At 63.8% G+C, this 18,465-nt stretch carries 16 protein-coding genes; all 16 read left to right on the top strand.

Translation table 11 applies throughout. The annotated features are described in order from the left end of the window. The first annotated feature begins 144 nt into the window (after window positions 1-144). Entirely contained in the window at window positions 145-1,176 is a 1,032-nt protein-coding gene (locus M4J39_RS04220) for an ABC transporter substrate-binding protein (protein ID WP_251726536.1), read from the top strand. Between the two features lie 54 nt (window positions 1,177-1,230). Next, window positions 1,231-3,399, top strand: a complete 2,169-nt coding sequence (locus M4J39_RS04215; protein WP_371875380.1) for an ABC transporter permease — start codon at window positions 1,231-1,233, stop codon at window positions 3,397-3,399. Between the two features lie 18 nt (window positions 3,400-3,417). After that, entirely contained in the window at window positions 3,418-4,473 is a 1,056-nt protein-coding gene (locus M4J39_RS04210; RefSeq protein WP_251726534.1) for an ABC transporter ATP-binding protein, read from the top strand. 259 nt (window positions 4,474-4,732) lie between these two features. Next, window positions 4,733-5,956 carry a diguanylate cyclase gene (locus M4J39_RS04205; RefSeq protein WP_251726533.1) on the top strand — a complete coding sequence of 408 codons (1,224 nt, stop codon included), beginning with the start codon at window positions 4,733-4,735 and terminating at the stop codon, window positions 5,954-5,956. Window positions 5,957-6,074: 118 nt separating this feature from the next. Further along, window positions 6,075-6,443: a winged helix-turn-helix domain-containing protein gene (locus M4J39_RS04200; protein WP_251726532.1), complete on the top strand. Its 369-nt coding sequence runs from the start codon at window positions 6,075-6,077 to the stop codon at window positions 6,441-6,443. Window positions 6,444-6,773: 330 nt separating this feature from the next. After that, a complete protein-coding gene (locus tag M4J39_RS04195) occupies window positions 6,774-8,507 on the top strand; it encodes an aldehyde ferredoxin oxidoreductase C-terminal domain-containing protein (RefSeq protein WP_251726531.1) in 1,734 nt (577 codons plus the stop codon). A gap of 12 nt (window positions 8,508-8,519) precedes the next feature. Next, window positions 8,520-8,744, top strand: coding sequence for a MoaD/ThiS family protein (locus M4J39_RS04190; RefSeq protein WP_251726530.1), 225 nt, complete (start codon window positions 8,520-8,522; stop codon window positions 8,742-8,744). A gap of 148 nt (window positions 8,745-8,892) precedes the next feature. Further along, entirely contained in the window at window positions 8,893-9,660 is a 768-nt protein-coding gene (locus M4J39_RS04185; RefSeq protein ID WP_251726529.1) for a molybdopterin-synthase adenylyltransferase MoeB, read from the top strand. 60 nt (window positions 9,661-9,720) lie between these two features. Beyond that, window positions 9,721-10,020, top strand: coding sequence for a MoaD/ThiS family protein (locus tag M4J39_RS04180; protein WP_251726528.1), 300 nt, complete (start codon window positions 9,721-9,723; stop codon window positions 10,018-10,020). Beyond that, window positions 10,017-11,513: a heterodisulfide reductase-related iron-sulfur binding cluster gene (locus M4J39_RS04175; RefSeq protein ID WP_251726527.1), complete on the top strand. Its 1,497-nt coding sequence runs from the start codon at window positions 10,017-10,019 to the stop codon at window positions 11,511-11,513. Before M4J39_RS04180 ends, M4J39_RS04175 begins: the two co-directional genes overlap by 4 nt. A gap of 31 nt (window positions 11,514-11,544) precedes the next feature. Beyond that, window positions 11,545-12,798, top strand: coding sequence for a gephyrin-like molybdotransferase Glp (gene glp, locus M4J39_RS04170; RefSeq protein ID WP_251726526.1), 1,254 nt, complete (start codon window positions 11,545-11,547; stop codon window positions 12,796-12,798). Window positions 12,799-12,945: 147 nt separating this feature from the next. Next, window positions 12,946-14,547: a helix-turn-helix domain-containing protein gene (locus tag M4J39_RS04165; RefSeq protein WP_251726525.1), complete on the top strand. Its 1,602-nt coding sequence runs from the start codon at window positions 12,946-12,948 to the stop codon at window positions 14,545-14,547. A gap of 452 nt (window positions 14,548-14,999) precedes the next feature. Beyond that, a complete protein-coding gene (locus M4J39_RS04160; protein ID WP_251726524.1) occupies window positions 15,000-15,710 on the top strand; it encodes an ABC transporter permease in 711 nt (236 codons plus the stop codon). Then, on the top strand, window positions 15,710-16,438 hold the full coding sequence (locus M4J39_RS04155; RefSeq protein WP_251726523.1) for an ATP-binding cassette domain-containing protein: 729 nt from the start codon (window positions 15,710-15,712) through the stop codon (window positions 16,436-16,438). The genes M4J39_RS04160 and M4J39_RS04155 overlap by 1 nt, the downstream gene beginning before the upstream one ends. Before the next feature lie 36 nt (window positions 16,439-16,474). Then, window positions 16,475-17,311 carry a substrate-binding domain-containing protein gene (locus M4J39_RS04150; RefSeq protein WP_251726522.1) on the top strand — a complete coding sequence of 279 codons (837 nt, stop codon included), beginning with the start codon at window positions 16,475-16,477 and terminating at the stop codon, window positions 17,309-17,311. 128 nt (window positions 17,312-17,439) lie between these two features. Further along, window positions 17,440-18,438, top strand: coding sequence for a GTP 3',8-cyclase MoaA (moaA, locus tag M4J39_RS04145; protein WP_251726521.1), 999 nt, complete (start codon window positions 17,440-17,442; stop codon window positions 18,436-18,438). The last annotated feature ends 27 nt before the right edge of the window (window positions 18,439-18,465 follow it).

Genomic DNA, 18,465 nt, shown 5'->3' with positions numbered 1-18,465 from the left:
CAGATTTGGCCGGCTTTGAAATATTGTTCATACAAAACCCGGCGATCCCGGGCATTCCTCGACCTTTTGGGTCTGGTCCCGGAAGGGGGCAGCGTGTCACGGTTCGTGAGCCCCGGACGAGGACCGGGTGAACGGGAGGAAAACATGATCCGCCTTTGCACTGTCAGCGCCATCGCGCTGGCGGCCGGTTTTTCTGTATCCGCAGCCGGCGCCGCCACGCTCAACGTCGTTTGCTCGAACGAGCAGGCCTGGTGCGACCTCATGGCCCAGAACTTCAAGATCGACACCGGGATCGACGTCGCCATGGTTCGCAAGAGCACCGGCGAGGTGCTGGCGCAGATCCGCGCCGAAGCCGGCAACCCCAAGATCGACGTGTGGTGGGGCGGCACGGGTGATCCGCACATGATCGCCGCGGCCGAGGATCTCACCGAGCCGTCCGGCGTCGATACCTCCGAGTTGCTCGGCTGGGCCCGCAACATGGCCGACATGACCGACGGCAAGGCCATCGGCGTCCACGTCGGCCTGCTCGGCATGATCTACAACACGGAAGTCGTGGCGGAGAAGAAGCTCGATCCGCCGGCCTGCTGGCGCGACCTCGCCAAGCCCGAGTACAAGGGCGAGATTCAGGTGGCCAATCCGAAGTCATCGGGCACCGCCTACACCGAACTTGCCACGCTGGTGCAGCTGTTCGGTGAGGACGAGGGCTTCAAGCTGCTCGCCGAGATCGGCGCCAACATCAACCAGTACACCAAGTCCGGTTCCGCGCCGGGCAAGGCGGTGGCGCGTGGCGAGACCACGATTGGCATCGGCTTCATGCACGACATGGTCAACCTGAAGAAACAGGGCTTCCCGGTTCAGATCGTCGCGCCTTGCGAGGGCACCGGTTACGAGACCGGGGCCGTCAGCGTCATCAAGGGTACGCCGCATCTCGAAGAGGCCAAGAAGTGGGTCGAGTATGTCATCTCGGCGGATGCCCAGTCCGCCGGCCTTGAGGTCGGCGTCTATAACATCCCCTCGAACCCGGGCGCCAAGACCGATCCGGACGCGCCGGACATGGCCTCGGTCAAGCTGATCGACTACGATTACAAGACCTATGGCTCGTCGGAAACGCGCACCCGGTTGCTCGAGCGCTGGGATGCCGAAGTGAAGAACGCCGGCGGACAGATTCAGGAGTAATCGGTCGTCGTTCGGCCCGCTCCCCAAGGGGCGGGCCGAAATTTCCTTTTCGGGATGAATGGCATGAAACGCACGGCGGGGCTATGGCTCCTGATCGGCCTCATCGGCTATGCCCTGTTGCCCTGGTACCTTGTGGGCGACCCCGGCTTCTGGCGCTTCGGCTGGCTGGCCGATCCGGCCCTTCTTGGACCGTCGGCCCTGGTGTCGCTGTTCCAGGGGCGGTGGTGGCTGGCCGCGCCGCTGGTCGGCTTCGCCGCCGCCGGGTTGACGCTCGGGCTCTGCACCCGGCAACTCGCCGTGGCTCGGGGGCTGGTCGGTTCAGGTGCGCTCGGGCTTCTGCTGATGTTGGCTCAGGGCCTGCTGATCCTCGGTCAGGGGCCGCGTTTCGGCTTTCCGTCGGGTGCGAGCCAGTCCGGCATGGGGGCGGGGGCGTTGGTCGTCGCCGCCGCGCTGCTCTTCGTGCTGACGACGGGTATCTCGGGGCTCGGCAAGGGGCGGGGCGATGCCTTCATCTCCGGGCTTGTCGGCGCCATCGTGGCGCTGGTCGGCCTGTTCGTCTTCTATCCGATGGCGTTCATCCTGGTGCGCGCCTTCGAGCTTCGCGACGGCAGCGGCTTCGGTTTCGGCGAGTTCCTGCCGCGCCTGTTTTCGCCCGAAATCTGGAGCGGCGCTTGCGTGGTCGGGGCCGGCTGGTGCGGACCGGCGGTGAACTCGGTCGTCCTGGCGCTGGCGACCGCCGCCGGAACGACCCTGCTGGGCCTTGCCTTCGCGCTGATCGTCACCCGGACCGAGTTCCGGGCCAAGAAGCTGCTCCGGGTTCTGTCCATCCTGCCGATCATCACGCCGCCTTTCGTGATCGGCCTCGCCCTGATCCTGCTGTTCGGGCGCGCGGGTACGATTACCGTCGGCCTCTACGAGGTCTTCGGCATAGAGCAAACCCGCTGGCTCTACGGCTTCTGGGGCGTGTGGCTGTCGCAGATGCTCTCCTTCACGCCGATCGCCTTTCTGGTGCTGATCGGCGTGGTGGAAGGCGTCAGCCCCTCCATGGAGGAGGCGAGCCAGACTCTCGACGCCGATCGCTGGCAGACCTTCCGCTACGTGACCTGGCCGTTGATGCGTCCGGGACTGGCCAACGCCTTCCTGCTCGCCTTCATCGAAAGCCTCGCCGACTTCGGCAATCCCCTGGTGCTCGGCGGCAATTTCGACGTGCTGTCGACGGAGATCTACTTCTCGATCGTCGGCACCGTCGCCGATCCGGCCCAGGCGGCCATCCTGTCGGTGACCCTGCTTGGATTGATGCTGGCGGTCTTCCTCATCCAGCGCCAGTGGGTCGGCAAGAAGAACTATGCCACGGTGACCGGCAAGGCGGATTCAGGGCGCAACGCGGCTCTGAACCCCGTGCTGCGCTGGACCTGCTACGGCGTTGCCATTCCCTGGGCGATATTCACCGCGATGATCTATGCACTGATCATCTTCGGCAGCTTCGTCAAGCTCTGGGGCTACGACCACAGCTTCACCTTCGAGCACTATGTGCGCGCCTTCAAGATCGTGGTCCGCAACGGCGTGCACTTCGTCGGCTCGGCCTGGGACAGCTACTTCACCACGCTGTGGATCGCCGGCATCTCGGCGCCGCTGACCGCCGTGGTGGGGCTCGCAACGGCCTATCTCCTGGTGCGGCAGAAGTTCGCCTTCAAGAGCGCGTTCGAGTTCTCGACCATGCTGTCCTTCGCCATTCCCGGCACGGTGATCGGCGTCGCCTACGTGATGGCCTTCAACTTCCCGCCGGTGGAGCTGACGGGCACGGCGATCATCCTGGTCATCGTCTTCGTCTTCCGCAACATGCCGGTGGGCGTGCGCGGCGGCATCGCCGCCATGAGCCAGCTCGACAAGTCGCTCGACGAGGCGTCGATCATGCTGGGGGCCAACAGCTTCACCACCTTGCGGCGCGTCATCATGCCGTTGATGGGGCCGGCGATCCTCGCGGCGCTGACCTACAGCTTCGTGCGCGCCATCACCTCGGTGTCGGCGGTCATCTTCCTCGTCTCGGCGCAGTACAACATGGCGACGGCCTTCATCGTCGGCCGGGTCGAGAACGGCGAATACGGCATTTCCATCGCCTACGCATCGGTGCTCATCGTCACCATGCTGGCCTGTATCCTCTTGATGCAACTGATGATCGGTCGGCGCCGCCTGCGTCGTTCCGATCGCGTTGAAGCCCATTGACCCGGGAGCGTTCCTCCGATGTCTGAAAAAGGTTCCGTCCAGTTCGAAGGCGTCAGCAAGCGCTTCGGCGAAGTCGTGGCCCTGAAGCCGCTCGATCTCGACATCCAGCCGGGAACCCTGGTGACGCTGCTCGGTCCGTCCGGTTGCGGCAAGACCACTACCTTGCGGCTCATCGCCGGTCTGGAGAGCGCGTCCGAAGGGCGCATCCTCATCGGTGGAGCCGACGTGACGCACCTCTCCGCCACCTATCGGCGGGTATCGATGGTCTTCCAGTCCTACGCGCTTTTTCCGCACATGACCGTGCTGGAGAACGTTGCCTATGGCCTGACCGTCAAGCGGGTGCCGAAGGCCGAGGCGCATGCGCGGGCCGAGGAGGGGCTGGCGATGGTCGGCCTCGTCGGCTTCGGTGGGCGTCTACCGTCCGAGCTCTCCGGTGGTCAGCAGCAGCGTGTCGCCGTCGCCCGCGCCGTCGTTCTCGAACCGGAGGTGCTGCTGCTCGACGAACCGCTCAGCAACCTCGACGCCAAGCTCCGGCGTCGGGTGCGCGAGGAGATTCGCCAGATCCAGCAGCGGCTTGGCCTGACCGCCATCTACGTGACCCATGACCAGGAGGAGGCGATGGCCGTCTCCGACCGGATCATCGTCATGAAGAACGCCGAGATCGCTCAGGAGGGTACGCCGGAAGATCTCTACGAACGCCCCGCCTCGGCGTTCATCGCCGACTTCATCGGCGACGCCAACCTGATCGACGTCGACGTGACGCCTGATGGTGCGAGCACCAGCGTCGATCTCCTTGGACGCCGGATCGAGCTGCCGCTTGCCACGACGATCCGAGGCGCTGGCAAGCTGGTCCTGAGGCCGCATCAGATGGCGATCTCCGCCAACCCGGCTGCCTATTCGCTGCCCGCCGAGGTGACCTATGCCGCCTATCTGGGAAACCAGATCCAGTACTCGCTGGAAACCAAGGCCGGGCCGCTGTTCGCTTCGGTGGCGCCACGAGCCAAGCCCTTTACTGTCGGTGAGCATGTCCACGTTGGCTTCGATCCGGCGGATCTCAGGATCGTTCCCGCCTAGGGCATCATCCGACCGGAGTGAAACGAGGATCGAAAAGCGGCTGCTCCAGCAAGGACTCCCGGGTCAAGCGACGGCCTTCGTTGCGCCGGGCGTCGGTTTGCGCTTTGCCGAGGCGTTGCCGGCGCGATTCATGCGGCCTTCAGATTCAGCATGTTACACCTGCACCGCAGGAATCCCCGATATCGTCGGATCGGAGAGGCGGTGTCCGCCGCGGCAGGTGTTGTCCGGGCGGCTTCCGTGCGAGGAGCTGGAGAGCGACGTGGGTGGCTTGGGCGAGTTTCTCGATATTCCAACCCTTCTCTACACGGTGGCGGCGGCGAGCCTGTGCATCTTCGTCAGCCTGATCCTGACCTGGTCGTCGGTGCGCGGTGAGACCTATATCCTGTCGTGGGCGGCCGCCTTTGGTCTTGCCCTCGTGACCATGATTTTGGTGGCCCTGCGCGGCCTCGTACCGCACACCCTGTCCGTGACCGTCGCCAACACCATCCTGCTGGGGTCCTTCGGGTTGCTCTGGTTGGGCTACCATCGGTTCGCCGGTCTCGATAGCGGTCGAGCGTGCCTGACCGCCGGGCTGGGGGCGTTGATCTGGATGATCATGGCGGCCGCCACGCCTCTTCTCGACAACATGAATGCCCGCGCGGCCGTTCTGTCGGGCATCGAGCTGGTCTATCTGCTTTTCATCGTCGTCGACCTTGTCCGCCATCATCCCAGGGAGCCCTTGCCATCGGTGGGGCTGACGGCGGTGGTCGTCGGGGTTCACGCGGCGATGCAGGTCTACTGGGTGGTCTCGACGATCGTCGCGCCCACCGAACCGACCGCGATCGTTCTGCCCAACAGCCTGTCCATGGGGCTGAGATTCACGGAGTCGTCGCTGTTCGTGGTCTTTCTCGGTCTTTTGCAACTGGTGGTGATCGGACAGCGCTCGGAGCGGCGCTACCGTATCGCCGCGGAGACCGACTCTCTGACCGGACTGGCCAATCGCGGGCACTACTTCGACCGGGCGGAAGATGCTCTGATCGGTGGTAGGGAGCGCGGTGCTCTGATCCTGTTCGACATCGATCACTTCAAATCGATCAACGACACTCACGGGCATCCCGTCGGTGATCGGGTGCTGATCGAGTTCGCGGCCATCCTCCGTGCGACGACGCCGACAGGGGGCATAGCCGCGCGCATCGGCGGCGAGGAGTTCGCCCTGTTCCTGCCGGAAGCAACCACGGACGAGGCGGTCGGGATCGCCGATCGCGTCCGCCGCGCGACGGCCAGCCTTCGTGTTGCTGCGGTGACAGGTACTGTGGGATTAACCGTCAGCTGTGGCGTCGCCGGGGTCCGCGAAACCGGATCGGATCATCAGGCCCTGCACGCGGCGGCCGATCGGGCGCTATATGACGCCAAGAGAGAAGGGCGCGATCGGGTCTCGATCCAACGGCCGCCGTCCTCAAGCCCACAGGTTTCTCTTGGGCCCCCTGTTCTGTCCGTTCGCTAAGCGATGGGTTGATGAGGACAGCCGCCCGCGCCGAATGCGCCTTCAGGCTGGCGTTCCTCGCCGACTTTGGCCGATAATGGCTCCGAAGGCGCCATGAGCTGCGAGGATAGGGCATTCCATGATCGAACTTCGGATTCAGTTGCGGGTGGATGCCGACACGCGCATCGGCCCAGGCAAGATCGCGCTTTTGGAGGCGATCGCTCGCGCCGGTTCGATATCGGCCGCCGCGCGGGAGATGGAGATGACCTATCGCCGCGCCTGGGAGCTTATCGACCACATGAACAAGGCGTTCGGCCAACCGCTGGTCGTCGGTCACACGGGCAGTGCCGGCGGGGCGTCGCTCACGACGCTGGGGAGCGAGGTGGTTCGCCGCTATCGCCTCCTGGAAGAAATGGCCGGGGACGTTGCCGCGCCGCATCTGGCCGCACTCGATGCGGAGATCGTGACGCCAACGGCGGACGCGGGCTCGGCTGTTGATCTCGACTAAAGAATACTCGAGGCGATTCCGTTGGCTCGCCAATTATGTTCTTGAGAGTATAATTCCTCCCTATTTGGTCTTTGTTGCGGGAATATCCACGTTTTCGGCTGATTTGAATAGGGGTTGTCAGAATTTATGCTTCAGTATCTGGTTCGAATTCAATTATGTCGGCGAGAACATAATAGTATAGGTTCGTATTTTCTCTGATTTGCTTGGCGCGATGACTTTCGGCAAGGATGGCTCAGGCAGGCGTGGTCGTCACGCCGCCACCATCTTTTTGGCAAGGCCGAAATCACGAGGCATTTGGGGACCTCCGGATCGGCAGTTGGAGGAAGAGCCATGCCTAAAGTCATTCGCATCAACATGACGGATCTCTCGGTCCGCATCGATGAGGCTCCGGAGGCCTGGGCCGGTCTCGGTGGGCGCGCCCTGACGTCGACGGTCGTTGCCGCCGAGGTGCCGCCGACCTGCCATCCGCTCGGCCCCAACAACAAGCTGGTGTTCGCCCCCGGTCTGCTGTCCGGCACCGCTGCCGGCAATGCCGGTCGCATGTCGGCCGGCGCCAAGAGCCCGCTGACCGGTACCATCAAGGAAAGCAACGCCGGCGGCACCTGCGGCCGCATGCTGGGGCGCCTGGACATCAAGGCGATCATCATCGAGGGGCAGCCCGCTTCCACGGAAACCTGGTACCAGATCCGCATCAGCAGCGAAGGCGCGGTCATCGAGCCGGAAGCCGAGACGGTCGGCATGAACAACTTCGCCGTCCTGGACTCGGTCGCGCGCCGCTATGGCGAAGACAAGGGCGTCATCACCATCGGTTCGGCCGGCGAGAACCTGATGCTGATCTCCAACATCTCGACCCGCGATCCCGAAGGCAAGCTGCGCAGCTTCGGCCGTGGCGGTCTCGGCGCGGTGATGGGCTCCAAGCGCGTCAAGTTCATTACCATCGACCAGGAGGGCACTCGCCCGGTTCCGTTGGTCGACTCGGCCGCTTTCAAGGCCGCCAACATGGTGTTCACCAAGGCGCTCAAGGACCATCCGGTGTCCGGCCAGGGCCTTCCGACCTATGGCACCGCGGTGCTGGTCAACATCCTGCACGAGATCGGCGGCCTGCCGACCCGCAACTTCACGTCGGGCCAGTGCGAACACCACGACATGATCTCCGGCGAGCACATGTACGACACCATCGTCGCCCGTGGCGGTGAGCCGACGCACGGCTGCTCGCTCGGCTGCGTGATCCAATGCTCGCAGGTCTACAACGACAAGGACGGCAAGTACCTGACGTCCGGCTTCGAATACGAGACCATCTGGGCCTACGGCGCCGACTGCCTGATCGACAATCTCGACCTCATCGCCGAGTGCGACAACGTCATGGACGATCTCGGCGTCGACAGCATCGAGACGCCGGTGATGTTCGGCGTCGCCATGGAGGCCGGCATCCTCAAGTTCGGCGACGGTACGGAAGTGCTGCGCATGCTGCGCGAGGAGATCGGCAAGGCCACGCCGCTCGGTCGCATTCTCGGCGCGGGCACGGCCATGGTCGGCAAGACCTACGGCGTCGCCCGCGTGCCGGTAGTCAAGGGGCAGGCCATTCCGGCCTATGACCCGCGCTCGGTCAAGGGTATCGGCGTCACCTACGCCACGACGACGCAGGGTGCCGACCACACGGCTGGCTATGCGGTTGCCACCAACGTGCTCAACGTCGGCGGCAAGGTCGATCCGCTGTCCAACGAGGGGCAGGTCGAACTGTCGCGCAACCTCCAGATCGCCACGGCAGCCATCGACTCCACCGGCCTCTGCCTGTTCATCGCCTTCCCGGCGCTGGACATCGCCGAGTGCTTGCCGGCCACCGTCGACATGCTCAATGCCCGGTTCGGCACCAAGCTGACGATGGACGACGTCGTCGGCCTCGGCAAGACGGTGCTCAAGCTGGAACATGAGTTCAACCTGGCGGCCGGCATCGGCCCGGAGCAGGACCGTCTGCCGGAGTTCTTCGAGCTCGAAGCCATCGCCCCGCACAACGTGAAGTGGGACATGGAGCAGAAGGAACTCGAGACGTTCTGGAACTTCTGAGCCGAGACAGTCATGTTGATCACGGTCAAGCTCTTCGCGACCTTTCGCGAGAACCGCTTCAAGGAGGCCCGGCGGGAGTATCCGCCGGGAACCACCGTCGCCGACGTGGCGACGGAGCTTGAAATCGACCACGGCCTGATCGGCATGATCTTCATTCACGGGCGCGCGGCCGAACTCGACCGCGTGCTCGATGAAGGCGACGTTCTGGCGCTCTTTCCCCTCCTCGGAGGGGGCTAGGCTCGTTTCCTCCTAGGGGCGTTTTAGTCGGGAAGCCTGCGCCCCCAACGCGTGCTTTTCGCTGGAGCAGCTGGAACGAACGTGGAGGAGGCCCCGGCAAGGGGCCTCCTCAGCCGTTTCTTGAAGTCGGCATGACGGGAGGGCGACCTTGCTTTCGAATGTGGAACTCCAGCGCTACAGCCGGCACATCCTGCTCCGCGACGTCGGCGGTCCGGGGCAACACAAGCTCAAGGCGGCGCGCGTCCTGTGTGTCGGCGCCGGCGGCCTCGGCTCACCGGTGATCGAGTATCTCGCCGCCGCTGGAGTCGGTACCCTCGGTCTTGTCGATGACGACAGGGTCAGTCTCTCCAACCTGCAGCGCCAGGTGATCCATACCACCGCGAACGTCGGCAAGCTGAAGGTCGAGAGCGCGGGCGAGCGCATCGCCGCCATCAACCCCCACGTCAATGTGGAGCTTCATCCTTTTCGTCTCGACGCCGGCAATATCGAAGATCTGGTAAGAGCTTATGACATCGTCGTCGACGGGACCGACAACTTTCCGACCCGCTTCATAATGGCCGACACCGCCTATGCCTGCCGCAAGCCGCTGGTCACGGCGGGCGTGCTGGAGTTCTACGGTTCGCTGACGACGCTCATGCCTTATGAGGCGGATGCGAACGGTCAACCCAATCCGAGCTGGCGTTGTTTGATGCCCAAAGAGCCGGATACTGCCGCGTTGACCTGTTCCGAGGTCGGCATTCTCGGCAGCGTCGTCGGCGTGCTCGGCACGCTTGCCGCCTGCGAGGTGCTGAAGGTGATCACCGGCGTCGGCCAGCCGCTGATCGGCCGGTTGCTGATGGTCGACATCCGCGACATGGGTTTCGACATCGTCGAGTACTACCGAAATCCGGCGTCCCCCGTCTTCGGACAAGCATGAGGTGATCGCATGGGCGGAGAGATCCAACTCATAGCCTTCATGGGGCTGCGGCAGCTGTTCATGGATCGCGGCTGGTCGATTCCGCATTTCCTCGAAATCGAAGTCGACATGACCGGCGAGGAACTGCTGCGCTTCCTGTCGATCGACGGCGACAGGGTAGAATCGTTCATCGTCAACCGGTCCGCCATCGCGATCGAGGACGCCGTCATTCATCCCGGAGATCGCGTCGCGCTGGTACCGCCGGGGGTTCCGGGGCCGCACCGTCTGCTGCTCGGCATTCATGGTCAGACGAAGCCGGCGCAGCCTTTCGGCCTGTCCTTCGCAAAAAGCGAAGACGGCGGGGAGGGCGGGGAGCAATGAGCTTCGACAAGCCGGAGCTTCTGGCGCGCACCGTCATGACGACTTGCGTCAACTGCGAGCAGTGCCGCGAGCTGATGGAAGACGCGCCGTGCCAGTATTTCCCGCGCCTGTTCCATCTCGCCGACAGGGCCAAGTCGGGCGGCAGGCCGGTGTCGGGGCAGGATCTGGCCGAACTCGTCGATCTCTGCAACGCCTGCGGGCAGTGTCCGTGCCGCCCCGTTCAAAGCGATATCCGCAAGGCCAAGGACGCCTTCGTGGAACGGGATGGCTTGCCGCTCGCCACCCGCTTCATCGAAAACGTCCAGTTGGTTGGCCGGTTGTGCGGCACCTTTCCCTCGTTGGTCGACGCGGTGATGAAGAACCCGCTGCTTGGGCGGCTTGCCCGACGGGTCGTCGGCGTTCATCCGGATCGCAAGATGCCGTCGTTTCCGCGTGACCGTCTGGCACGGTGGGTCGCCCGGCGCGGTCTTGATCGCCCGACGCAGGCCGAGGGGCGCAAGGTCGCCTATTTCGTCGGCTGCACCGCCCGCTACATGTTTCCCGAGGTCGCCAAGGCGACCATCGAGGTGCTGGAGAAAAACGGCGTCACGGTCTACGTGCCGGACCAGAAATGCTGCGGCATGCCGACCTATCTGGAAGGCGACAAGCCTTTCACCCTCGATCTTGTCGCGGCCAACCTGCCGATCCTCCAGCAATGCGTGGAAGACGGCTACGACATCGTGACAGCCTGCCCGACGTGTTCGTTCATGTTCAAGTCGGTGCTGGCCCGCGACGCTCAGTTCTCGCCGGCCTATCGCGACCGTATTCGGGCGTTGGCGGTTGAATGCGGCGGCGATACGGGGGACATCGCCGAGGTGCTCACCGCCGAAGTGTCCGGTCCGTCCGGCCGAACCAGCAGCGTCGCCTCCGAGTTTCTGGCGCCTTGGGTGATCAACTACAATCTCGGCCTGCACGCGGAGGCGGATCGCGGGGACGTGGGCTATTTTGCCGGCCGGGACGCCTTCCAGCGGATCAAGGTCGCTGCGCATGTCTTCGAGCTCGGCGAGTATCTCGGCATCCTCGATCGCGAGGGCGCCCTGCGTTTGCCGCCGATGGATTCGCCTCAGAAGCTCGCCTATTTTGCGCCCTGCCATCTCCGGGAGCAGAACATGGGCCGCCCGTGGCTGCGACTTCTCGAAAAGGCGCCGCAGGCCGACTTATCGCCGGTAGGGCAGCCGATGGACTGCTGCGGACTTGGTGGCATCATGGGGTTCAAGACGGACTTCCACGCCGCTTCGCTGGCCATGGGGCGCGGTCTGGTCGATCGGATAGGGGAAGCAGCGCCGGACCGGATCGTTACGGAATGTCTGGCCTGTCGAATGCAGTTCACCCAAATGCAGGAAAAACCGGTGTCTCATCCCGTCGAACTGCTGGCTCAGGCCTATCGTGCCGAAGATGACGGGCGCGTTGCCGGAGAGGCCGGTTGTCGGGCAAAGTCAGGCGGCGGTTCGTGATGGAACGACGGCGGAGACTGGAGGCTGGGTCATGGTGCAGTTGAGTTCGGACGCCTTCGCATTCGGGGGCGATCTGATGCCGGTCGAAGATGCGCTGGCGTTGATCGCCGCCAGGGTTCCGCCGGTCACCGAGACTGAAAGGGTCGGCCTGACCGACGCCGACGGTCGTTTTCTCGCTGCCGACCTGATCGCCTCGATCGACCTGCCGGTGTTCGACAATTCGGCGGTCGACGGCTACGCCGTTGCTTACGCCGATCTTGCCGCCGATGGGCCCACCGTGTTGCCGGTTGGCGCCAGGGTGGCGGCGGGTCAGGCGGCGCTCGATGCCGTTGCCCGGAAAACGACGGCTCGTATCTTCACCGGCGCCCCCATGCCACAGGGGACCGATACCGTCTTCATGCAGGAAGACGTGACCGTCGGCGACGACGGCAGCGTCCAGTTGCCGCCAGGGCTCCGCAAAGGCGCCAACTGCCGCCCGCGAGGGGAGGATATCGCCCGGGGAAGCGTGGCCGCGCCGGCCGGTCGCCGCCTCGAACCACGCGACATTGCGCTGCTCGCCGCACTCGGCGTTACCTCGGTTGAGGTTCGCCGCAGGCCGCGCGTCGCCGTGTTCTCGACTGGTGACGAGTTGCGCAATCCGGGGCAGGCGCTCGGCGCGGCGGCGATCTACGATTCCAATCGCTTTTCCCTGCAGGTCATGCTCAGGCGTGCCGGATGCGATGTGACCGATCTCGGCATTCTGCCCGACGATCGCAGCGTCACGGCCGAACGTCTCGATGCGGCCGCGCGATCATACGATCTCATCGTGACGTCGGGTGGCGTCTCCACCGGCGAAGAGGACCATGTGCGGGCCGCGATCGCCGCCAACGGCTCTATGGTTTTCTGGCGTCTCGGGATCAAGCCGGGGCGCCCGTTGGCCATGGGCATCATCAACGGCACGCCGCTGGTGGGCCTTCCCGGCAACCCGGTCGCGGTTTTCGTCACCTTCGCGCATGTGCTCCGGCCGTTGGTGACCGTTCTGGCGGGCGGAAGGCCCGCGCCGCTCGTCGCCATGACCGTGCTTTCCGGCTTTGACTACAAGAAGAAAGCCGGCCGGAGGGAGTATGTCCGCGTGTCCCTCGAACGCTCGGATGGGGGTGCGGTGGCGATGAAGTATCCGGTCGACGGCGCCGGTGTTCTCACGTCGCTGACCCGGACGGACGGGATGGTCGAGCTGTCCGAGGCCTGCACGGCCGTCCGGATGGGCGATCCGGTTTCCTATTATGCCTACAACCAGCTCACCTGACGGTGACCCGCGGAGGTTGGCCCGATGAATCTGCCAATCAAGAACGACGTCGTGAACTGCCGGTCGACGACCGGAGCCGGCTCCGATTGCGAGCGGTGTTCGTCCTCGCCAAGACCACAGAGCTTGGCGCGCGGAGGCTGTCGTTCGATGCATCACGGCGATATTCTGGCGGTGCGGTCGCGTTTCCTTTCCACTGGCACGGTGCCCGACGGCGTGCCGACGCCCCTCGTTCGGTCTTGGCAGCGGAGCAGTCGGTTCGGTTTCGCGTCCCCGACCCTGGCTCGGCAACGCGACAGACTGGAAGACGCTGGGTTGAGAAGCCTCAAGGAGCGCAACGCCGATCTGATCGCGTCCTCGCTGGAAGAGATGGCTTCGCTCGCCAGCGAGCTGAGCGCGTTGGGCGGCGTCGTGATCCTGACCGATCCCACCGGTATCGTGTTGAACAGACTGGGCGAGGGCGGTTTCTCCGACGATGCCGATCGGCTGGGCCTCAACGAAGGGGTCGACTGGTCCGAGAACGCCATCGGAACCAATGCCATCGGTACCGTGGCGCTGGAGATGGTTGGCCTGTCGATCATTGGCGCCGAGCATCTTTTCTGCCTCAACACGTCCCTAAGCTGCTCGGCGGTGCCGATCCTCGACCCATCTGGCCTGCTGGCCGGCGTTCTCGATGTATCGACCTCCTGCACCATGGCCCACGACCATCTGCTGCCCTTGCTCAGACGCGCCGTGATCGAGATCGAACGTCGCTTGTTCGACTTGCGTTTTCACGGGCACGCGCAACTACGCTTTCATTCCAGCCAGTATCTGTTCGGAGGACCGCGAGACGGGGTGCTGGCCTTTGACGAGGATCGCCTGATCGGCGCCAATCGCGCGGCGCTGGAGCTTCTGGGGCACGATTGGTCGGCCGTTGGGCGCGCTCGGTTCCAGCATCTGTTCGCCGCCGGTTACGATGTCGCCGAACAGACGGCGGTGGCCGGTGAGTGCAGACTTCGCTCGGCCGACGGAGAGGAGTTCTTCGCGCGTTTGCAGTTGCCGCGCAGACCGGCTCGATCGGGCAGGCGCAGTTCGGACGCGACGTCCGATGTCGAGGCGGATGGCCAGGAGATGCGGCCGCATCTCGCGCTGGAGAAGATCCAGAACCGCGCGGCACTCAAGTTTCGTCGGATGACGGTCGGCCAACTCATCTATGGCGCCGACCTGATGGACGACTGTGGAGAGGCCATTCTGATTGTCGCTTCCGGTCGTTACCGCTGTTTTGCCTCGCACGAGGGACGGGAGCTGACCCTGTTCACGCTTGGCTGCGGCGACGCGCTGCCGCTTCGGGCGGACCTCGCGGTGGAAGTCACCACCGAGGGTGACGCGGCCTTGGTTCCGCGCGCGCTGTTTCAAAGGCTGGTTCGCGACTATCCCGAGTTCGGTCGGTGTGTGCTGTCCGTCATCGAAACGCTTCTCGGCCGATCGTTGTCGATGGTTGGCGACATGGCTTTCCGGAGCGTGCGCTACCGGGTCATTCGGCATATATGCTCGCTTGCCGAACGCGATGGCCGAGAGGCCTCGACCGGAACCCTCATCGATCCGGCCCCGACCGGCGATGAGCTCGCAGCGGCCATAGGGGCGGCGCGTCAGTCCGTCTCGACGATTCTCGCCGAACTCACGCGATCGAACGATGTTCTCCGCCCAACGCCGCGCAGTCTCGTGGTCTGCGATATCGAGCGTCTTCGGGCAGAGCTGGCGCGTGCGGCGTGACCGCCGATGACGCCGTGATTTGAAAGCCCGGGCAAGCGCCGCCGCGCTTTCGAAGATGGATACCTGTGGTCCGCACGCGATCACCGGCGTCGTCGCGATGAGCTTCTCCCAACAAAATACCGGACTCGGGAAGAAAACTTACCGGCTCCGACTTGTCGCCTAGGTGACAGCCTTTCCCCAGACGCCAAGATAAATGGGGGCGAGGCGCGGGTATAACGGCCGGATCAGGAGGAGCATCCTGCCGAACAGGAGCGCTGCAGGAGGATGGCTGCGCTCGATCTCGTCCAAAACGTTGTAATTTACCGAACTCCGTTAGAAGACGGACATGCTCTGGCTGGTATTGTCCAAAAGTCCATGTTCCTAAACTGACAGAATATGGTGATGAACATCCTGTCGGGCTTCCTTCTCTGGAATAAAACTCTGTTTTTCTAGAGATATACGTGGAATAACGCATGCAGCAGGACGCGATACCCATTTCTTCGATTTTGTCATTGCTTACCGGCGATGGCGGAAACTTCTTGGGCATCATTCTCCTGTCGCTTCAGGTTACGATTACCGCCGTCACGTGCGCCGGGCTCGTCGGATTGCCCTTGGGCGCCGGCTTGGCTCTGGTCCGCTTTCCTGGGCGCACTGTCATCATCGTGCTGGTGAACACCATGATGGGGTTCCCCCCCGTCGTTGCCGGTCTTGCCATCTTCCTGCTTCTTTCGCGCTCAGGGCCGCTCGGAGATCTGGGACTGCTCTTTACGCCCAAGGCGATGATGATCGCCCAGTTCGTGCTGGTTTTGCCCATCATTGTCGCGCTGACCCGGCAGACGATCGAGGATCTCTGGACCGAGTATCAAGACCACATGACGTCCCTTGGCGCCGGTCGGCTGCGCTCCATTCCGACGCTGTTGTGGGACGCTCGGTTCTCGTTGGTGACGACGCTGCTCGCCGGGCTCGGCCGGGCCAGTGCCGAGGTTGGCGCCATTCTGATCGTCGGCGGCAACATTGCCGGCTTTACCCGCACCATGACGACCTCGATCGCCCTCGAGACATCCAAGGGAGATCTGCCGCTGGCCATGGCGCTGGGCGTTGTCCTCATGAGTCTCACCTTGGTCATCAACAGTCTTGCCTTCGGCATTTCGCGCGTCGGCGCACGGTTCTCAGGGAAAAGCTGATGCGCGACACAACGTCCATGCTGCCGCTGATCGTGCGCGACCTTCGCCTGGAGATGGACGGGCGGACTTTGCTCGATGTTCCTTTTGCTCGCATCCAGAACCGGCAGCGCAATGTCATCCTGGGACCGAACGGAGCCGGCAAGTCGCTGTTTCTCAAGACTTGCCACGGGCTCATTCCCCCGACATCGGGGCGGATCGAGTATACGCTTCCCGTTTCGGCAACCGAGGTCCGGCGCAAGCAGGCGATGGTGTTCCAGAAGCCCGTGATGCTTCGCCGGTCGGTTCGGGCCAACTTCACGCATGCGCTCGCCATGGCGGGCGTCGGTTGGTACGAGCGTCGCCGCATCGCCGACGAGACCATGGCGCAGTTTGGTCTTTCGGGCTTGGCCGACAGTCCGGCCCGCGTGTTGTCCGGTGGCGAGCAGCAAAGGCTTGCGATCGCTCGCGCGGCGAGTCTCGGCCCCGATCTGTTGTTTCTGGACGAGCCGACGTCATCGCTCGATCCGACGGCCAGCCGCCAGATTGAGGACATGCTGGACGTGTTGCACGAGCGCGGTGTCACGCTGGTGCTGACCACGCACGATCTGGGCCTCGCTCGCCGCTTTGCAGACGTGATCTTCTTCTTTCACAACGGTCGGCTCATCGAGGAGAGCGATGCCGAGCGTTTTTTCACCCAACCCGAAACCGAAGAAGCCAAGGCTTTTCTGGAACATCGCCTGTTCTGGTGAGGCTGCGCCACATTTTCACGAGATTGGAGAAACCCAATGCTGCGTCGTACCTTCGTCACCGCTGCGGCGTCCGTACTGGTCGCCATCGGCTTGTTGTCGGCGGCCGAGGCCGAAGATCGCTTCATTACCGTTGCCTCGACGACGTCGACCCAGGACTCGGGGCTTTTCGACGCGCTTTTGCCGGCGTTCACAGCCAAGACCGGCATCATCGTGAAGGTCATAGCGCAGGGAACCGGGCAGGCGCTCGACACCGCGCGGCGCGGTGACGCCGACGTCGTGTTCGTGCATGCCAAGGCGCAGGAACTCAAGTTCCTGGAGGATGGCTTCGGCGTGAAGCGCTATCCGGTGATGTATAACGATTTCGTCGTGGTCGGTCCCAAGAGCGATCCGGCCGGCATTGCCGGTGGCAAGGACGTTGCCGTAGCCTTGAAGGCGATCGCCGACAAGAAGGCGCCGTTCGTCTCCCGTGGCGACAAGTCCGGCACCCATTCGGCGGAACTGAAACTCTGGAAGGCGGCGGATATCGACCTGCCGGCAGTGCGGGGCGAGTGGTATCGCGAGATCGGCCAGGGCATGGGCGCGACGCTCAATACCGCGAATGCCATGGCGGCCTACACGCTGTCGGATCGTGGGACCTGGATCGCCTTCGCCAACAAGGGCGATCTCGGCATCGTCGTGGAGGGTGACAAGAAGCTCTTCAATCAATACGGCGTCATGCTGGTCAACCCGGCCAAGTTCTCGACAGTGAAGGCCGAAGATGGTCAGGCCTTCATCGACTGGCTCGTATCGCCGGAGGGGCAGTCGGCGATCGCCGCCTATCGTATCGACGGTCAGCAGCTCTTCTTCCCGAACGCCAATGATCCCAACGCGTGACGGGCGCGCCTAACTGACGACAGAAAGCAGAGATGGCCGGGATTCAGATATCTCGGCTGTCTCGCAAGGACATTGGAGCCCGGCGACCATGGGATGGCGGCGCTCCGGAGAATAGCGGCGGTAGGAAGATGCAGCCCAAACTCGTCGACGACTTCGGTCGAACGATCACCTATCTCAGAGTGTCCGTGACCGATCGGTGCAATTTGCGCTGCGGCTATTGCATGGCGGGCGAGGTTTCGTTCTCGCCGCGCCGGGATGTCCTGACCATCGAGGAACTGGAGTTCCTGACCTCTGCATTTGTCGGCTGCGGTATTCGCAAGGTCAGGATCACGGGTGGCGAACCACTGGTGCGAAAAGGCGTCCTGCACCTGTTCCAGGGACTGTCGCGTCATCTTCGGAGCGGTGACCTCGATGAGCTTTGTCTGACGACCAACGGCATCCTTTTGCCGAAGTTTGCACGCGATCTGGCCGACTGTGGCGTTCGTCGGGTGAACGTTTCGCTCGACAGTCTCGATCGCGATCGCTTCGCCGAGATCACGAGCGGCGGCGATCTCGGCGCGGTCCTGAACGGGATCGATGCCGCCCTTGCGGCCGGTCTGGCGGTCAAGCTCAACGCCGTCGCCCAGAAGGGCTATATCGAGCGCGACGTCTTCGACCTCGTCCAGTTCGCCCAGGACCGCCAGCTGGATGTCTCGTTCATCGAGACCATGCCGCTTGGCGAGGTCAAGACCAGTTGCGCGGATCGCTATCTTCCGCTCGCCGAGCTGCGGCGGCTTATCGAGGGGCGCTGGGCGCTCGCCGATATCGACGAGACGACAGGCGGTCCGGCTCGGTATGTTCGCATCAAGGAAACCGGCAGCCGGATCGGTTTCATCACCGCTTTGAGCGACTGTTTCTGCGAGGGCTGCAACCGCCTCCGGTTGAGCGCCACCGGAGGGCTCTATACCTGCCTCGGTCACGATGATTTCACCGATCTTCGCACGATCATTCGCCGGGAGGGTGGGGCGGTCGGACTTGAGGGGGCCATTCGCGCCGCCGTCGCTGGCAAGCCGAAATCCCACGAGTTCGGTACCACGCCGGGCAGAGAACCCGCGCTCAAGAGATACATGTCGGCGTTGGGCGGATGACGTACCCTGGCGCTCAAGAGAGCTCTT

The sequence above is a fragment of the Pleomorphomonas sp. NRK KF1 genome (assembly GCF_023721755.1).
Lineage (GTDB): Bacteria > Pseudomonadota > Alphaproteobacteria > Rhizobiales > Pleomorphomonadaceae > Pleomorphomonas.
Note: the sequence above shows the minus strand (reverse complement) of the source record. Positions and strands in the feature narration are given on the sequence as shown.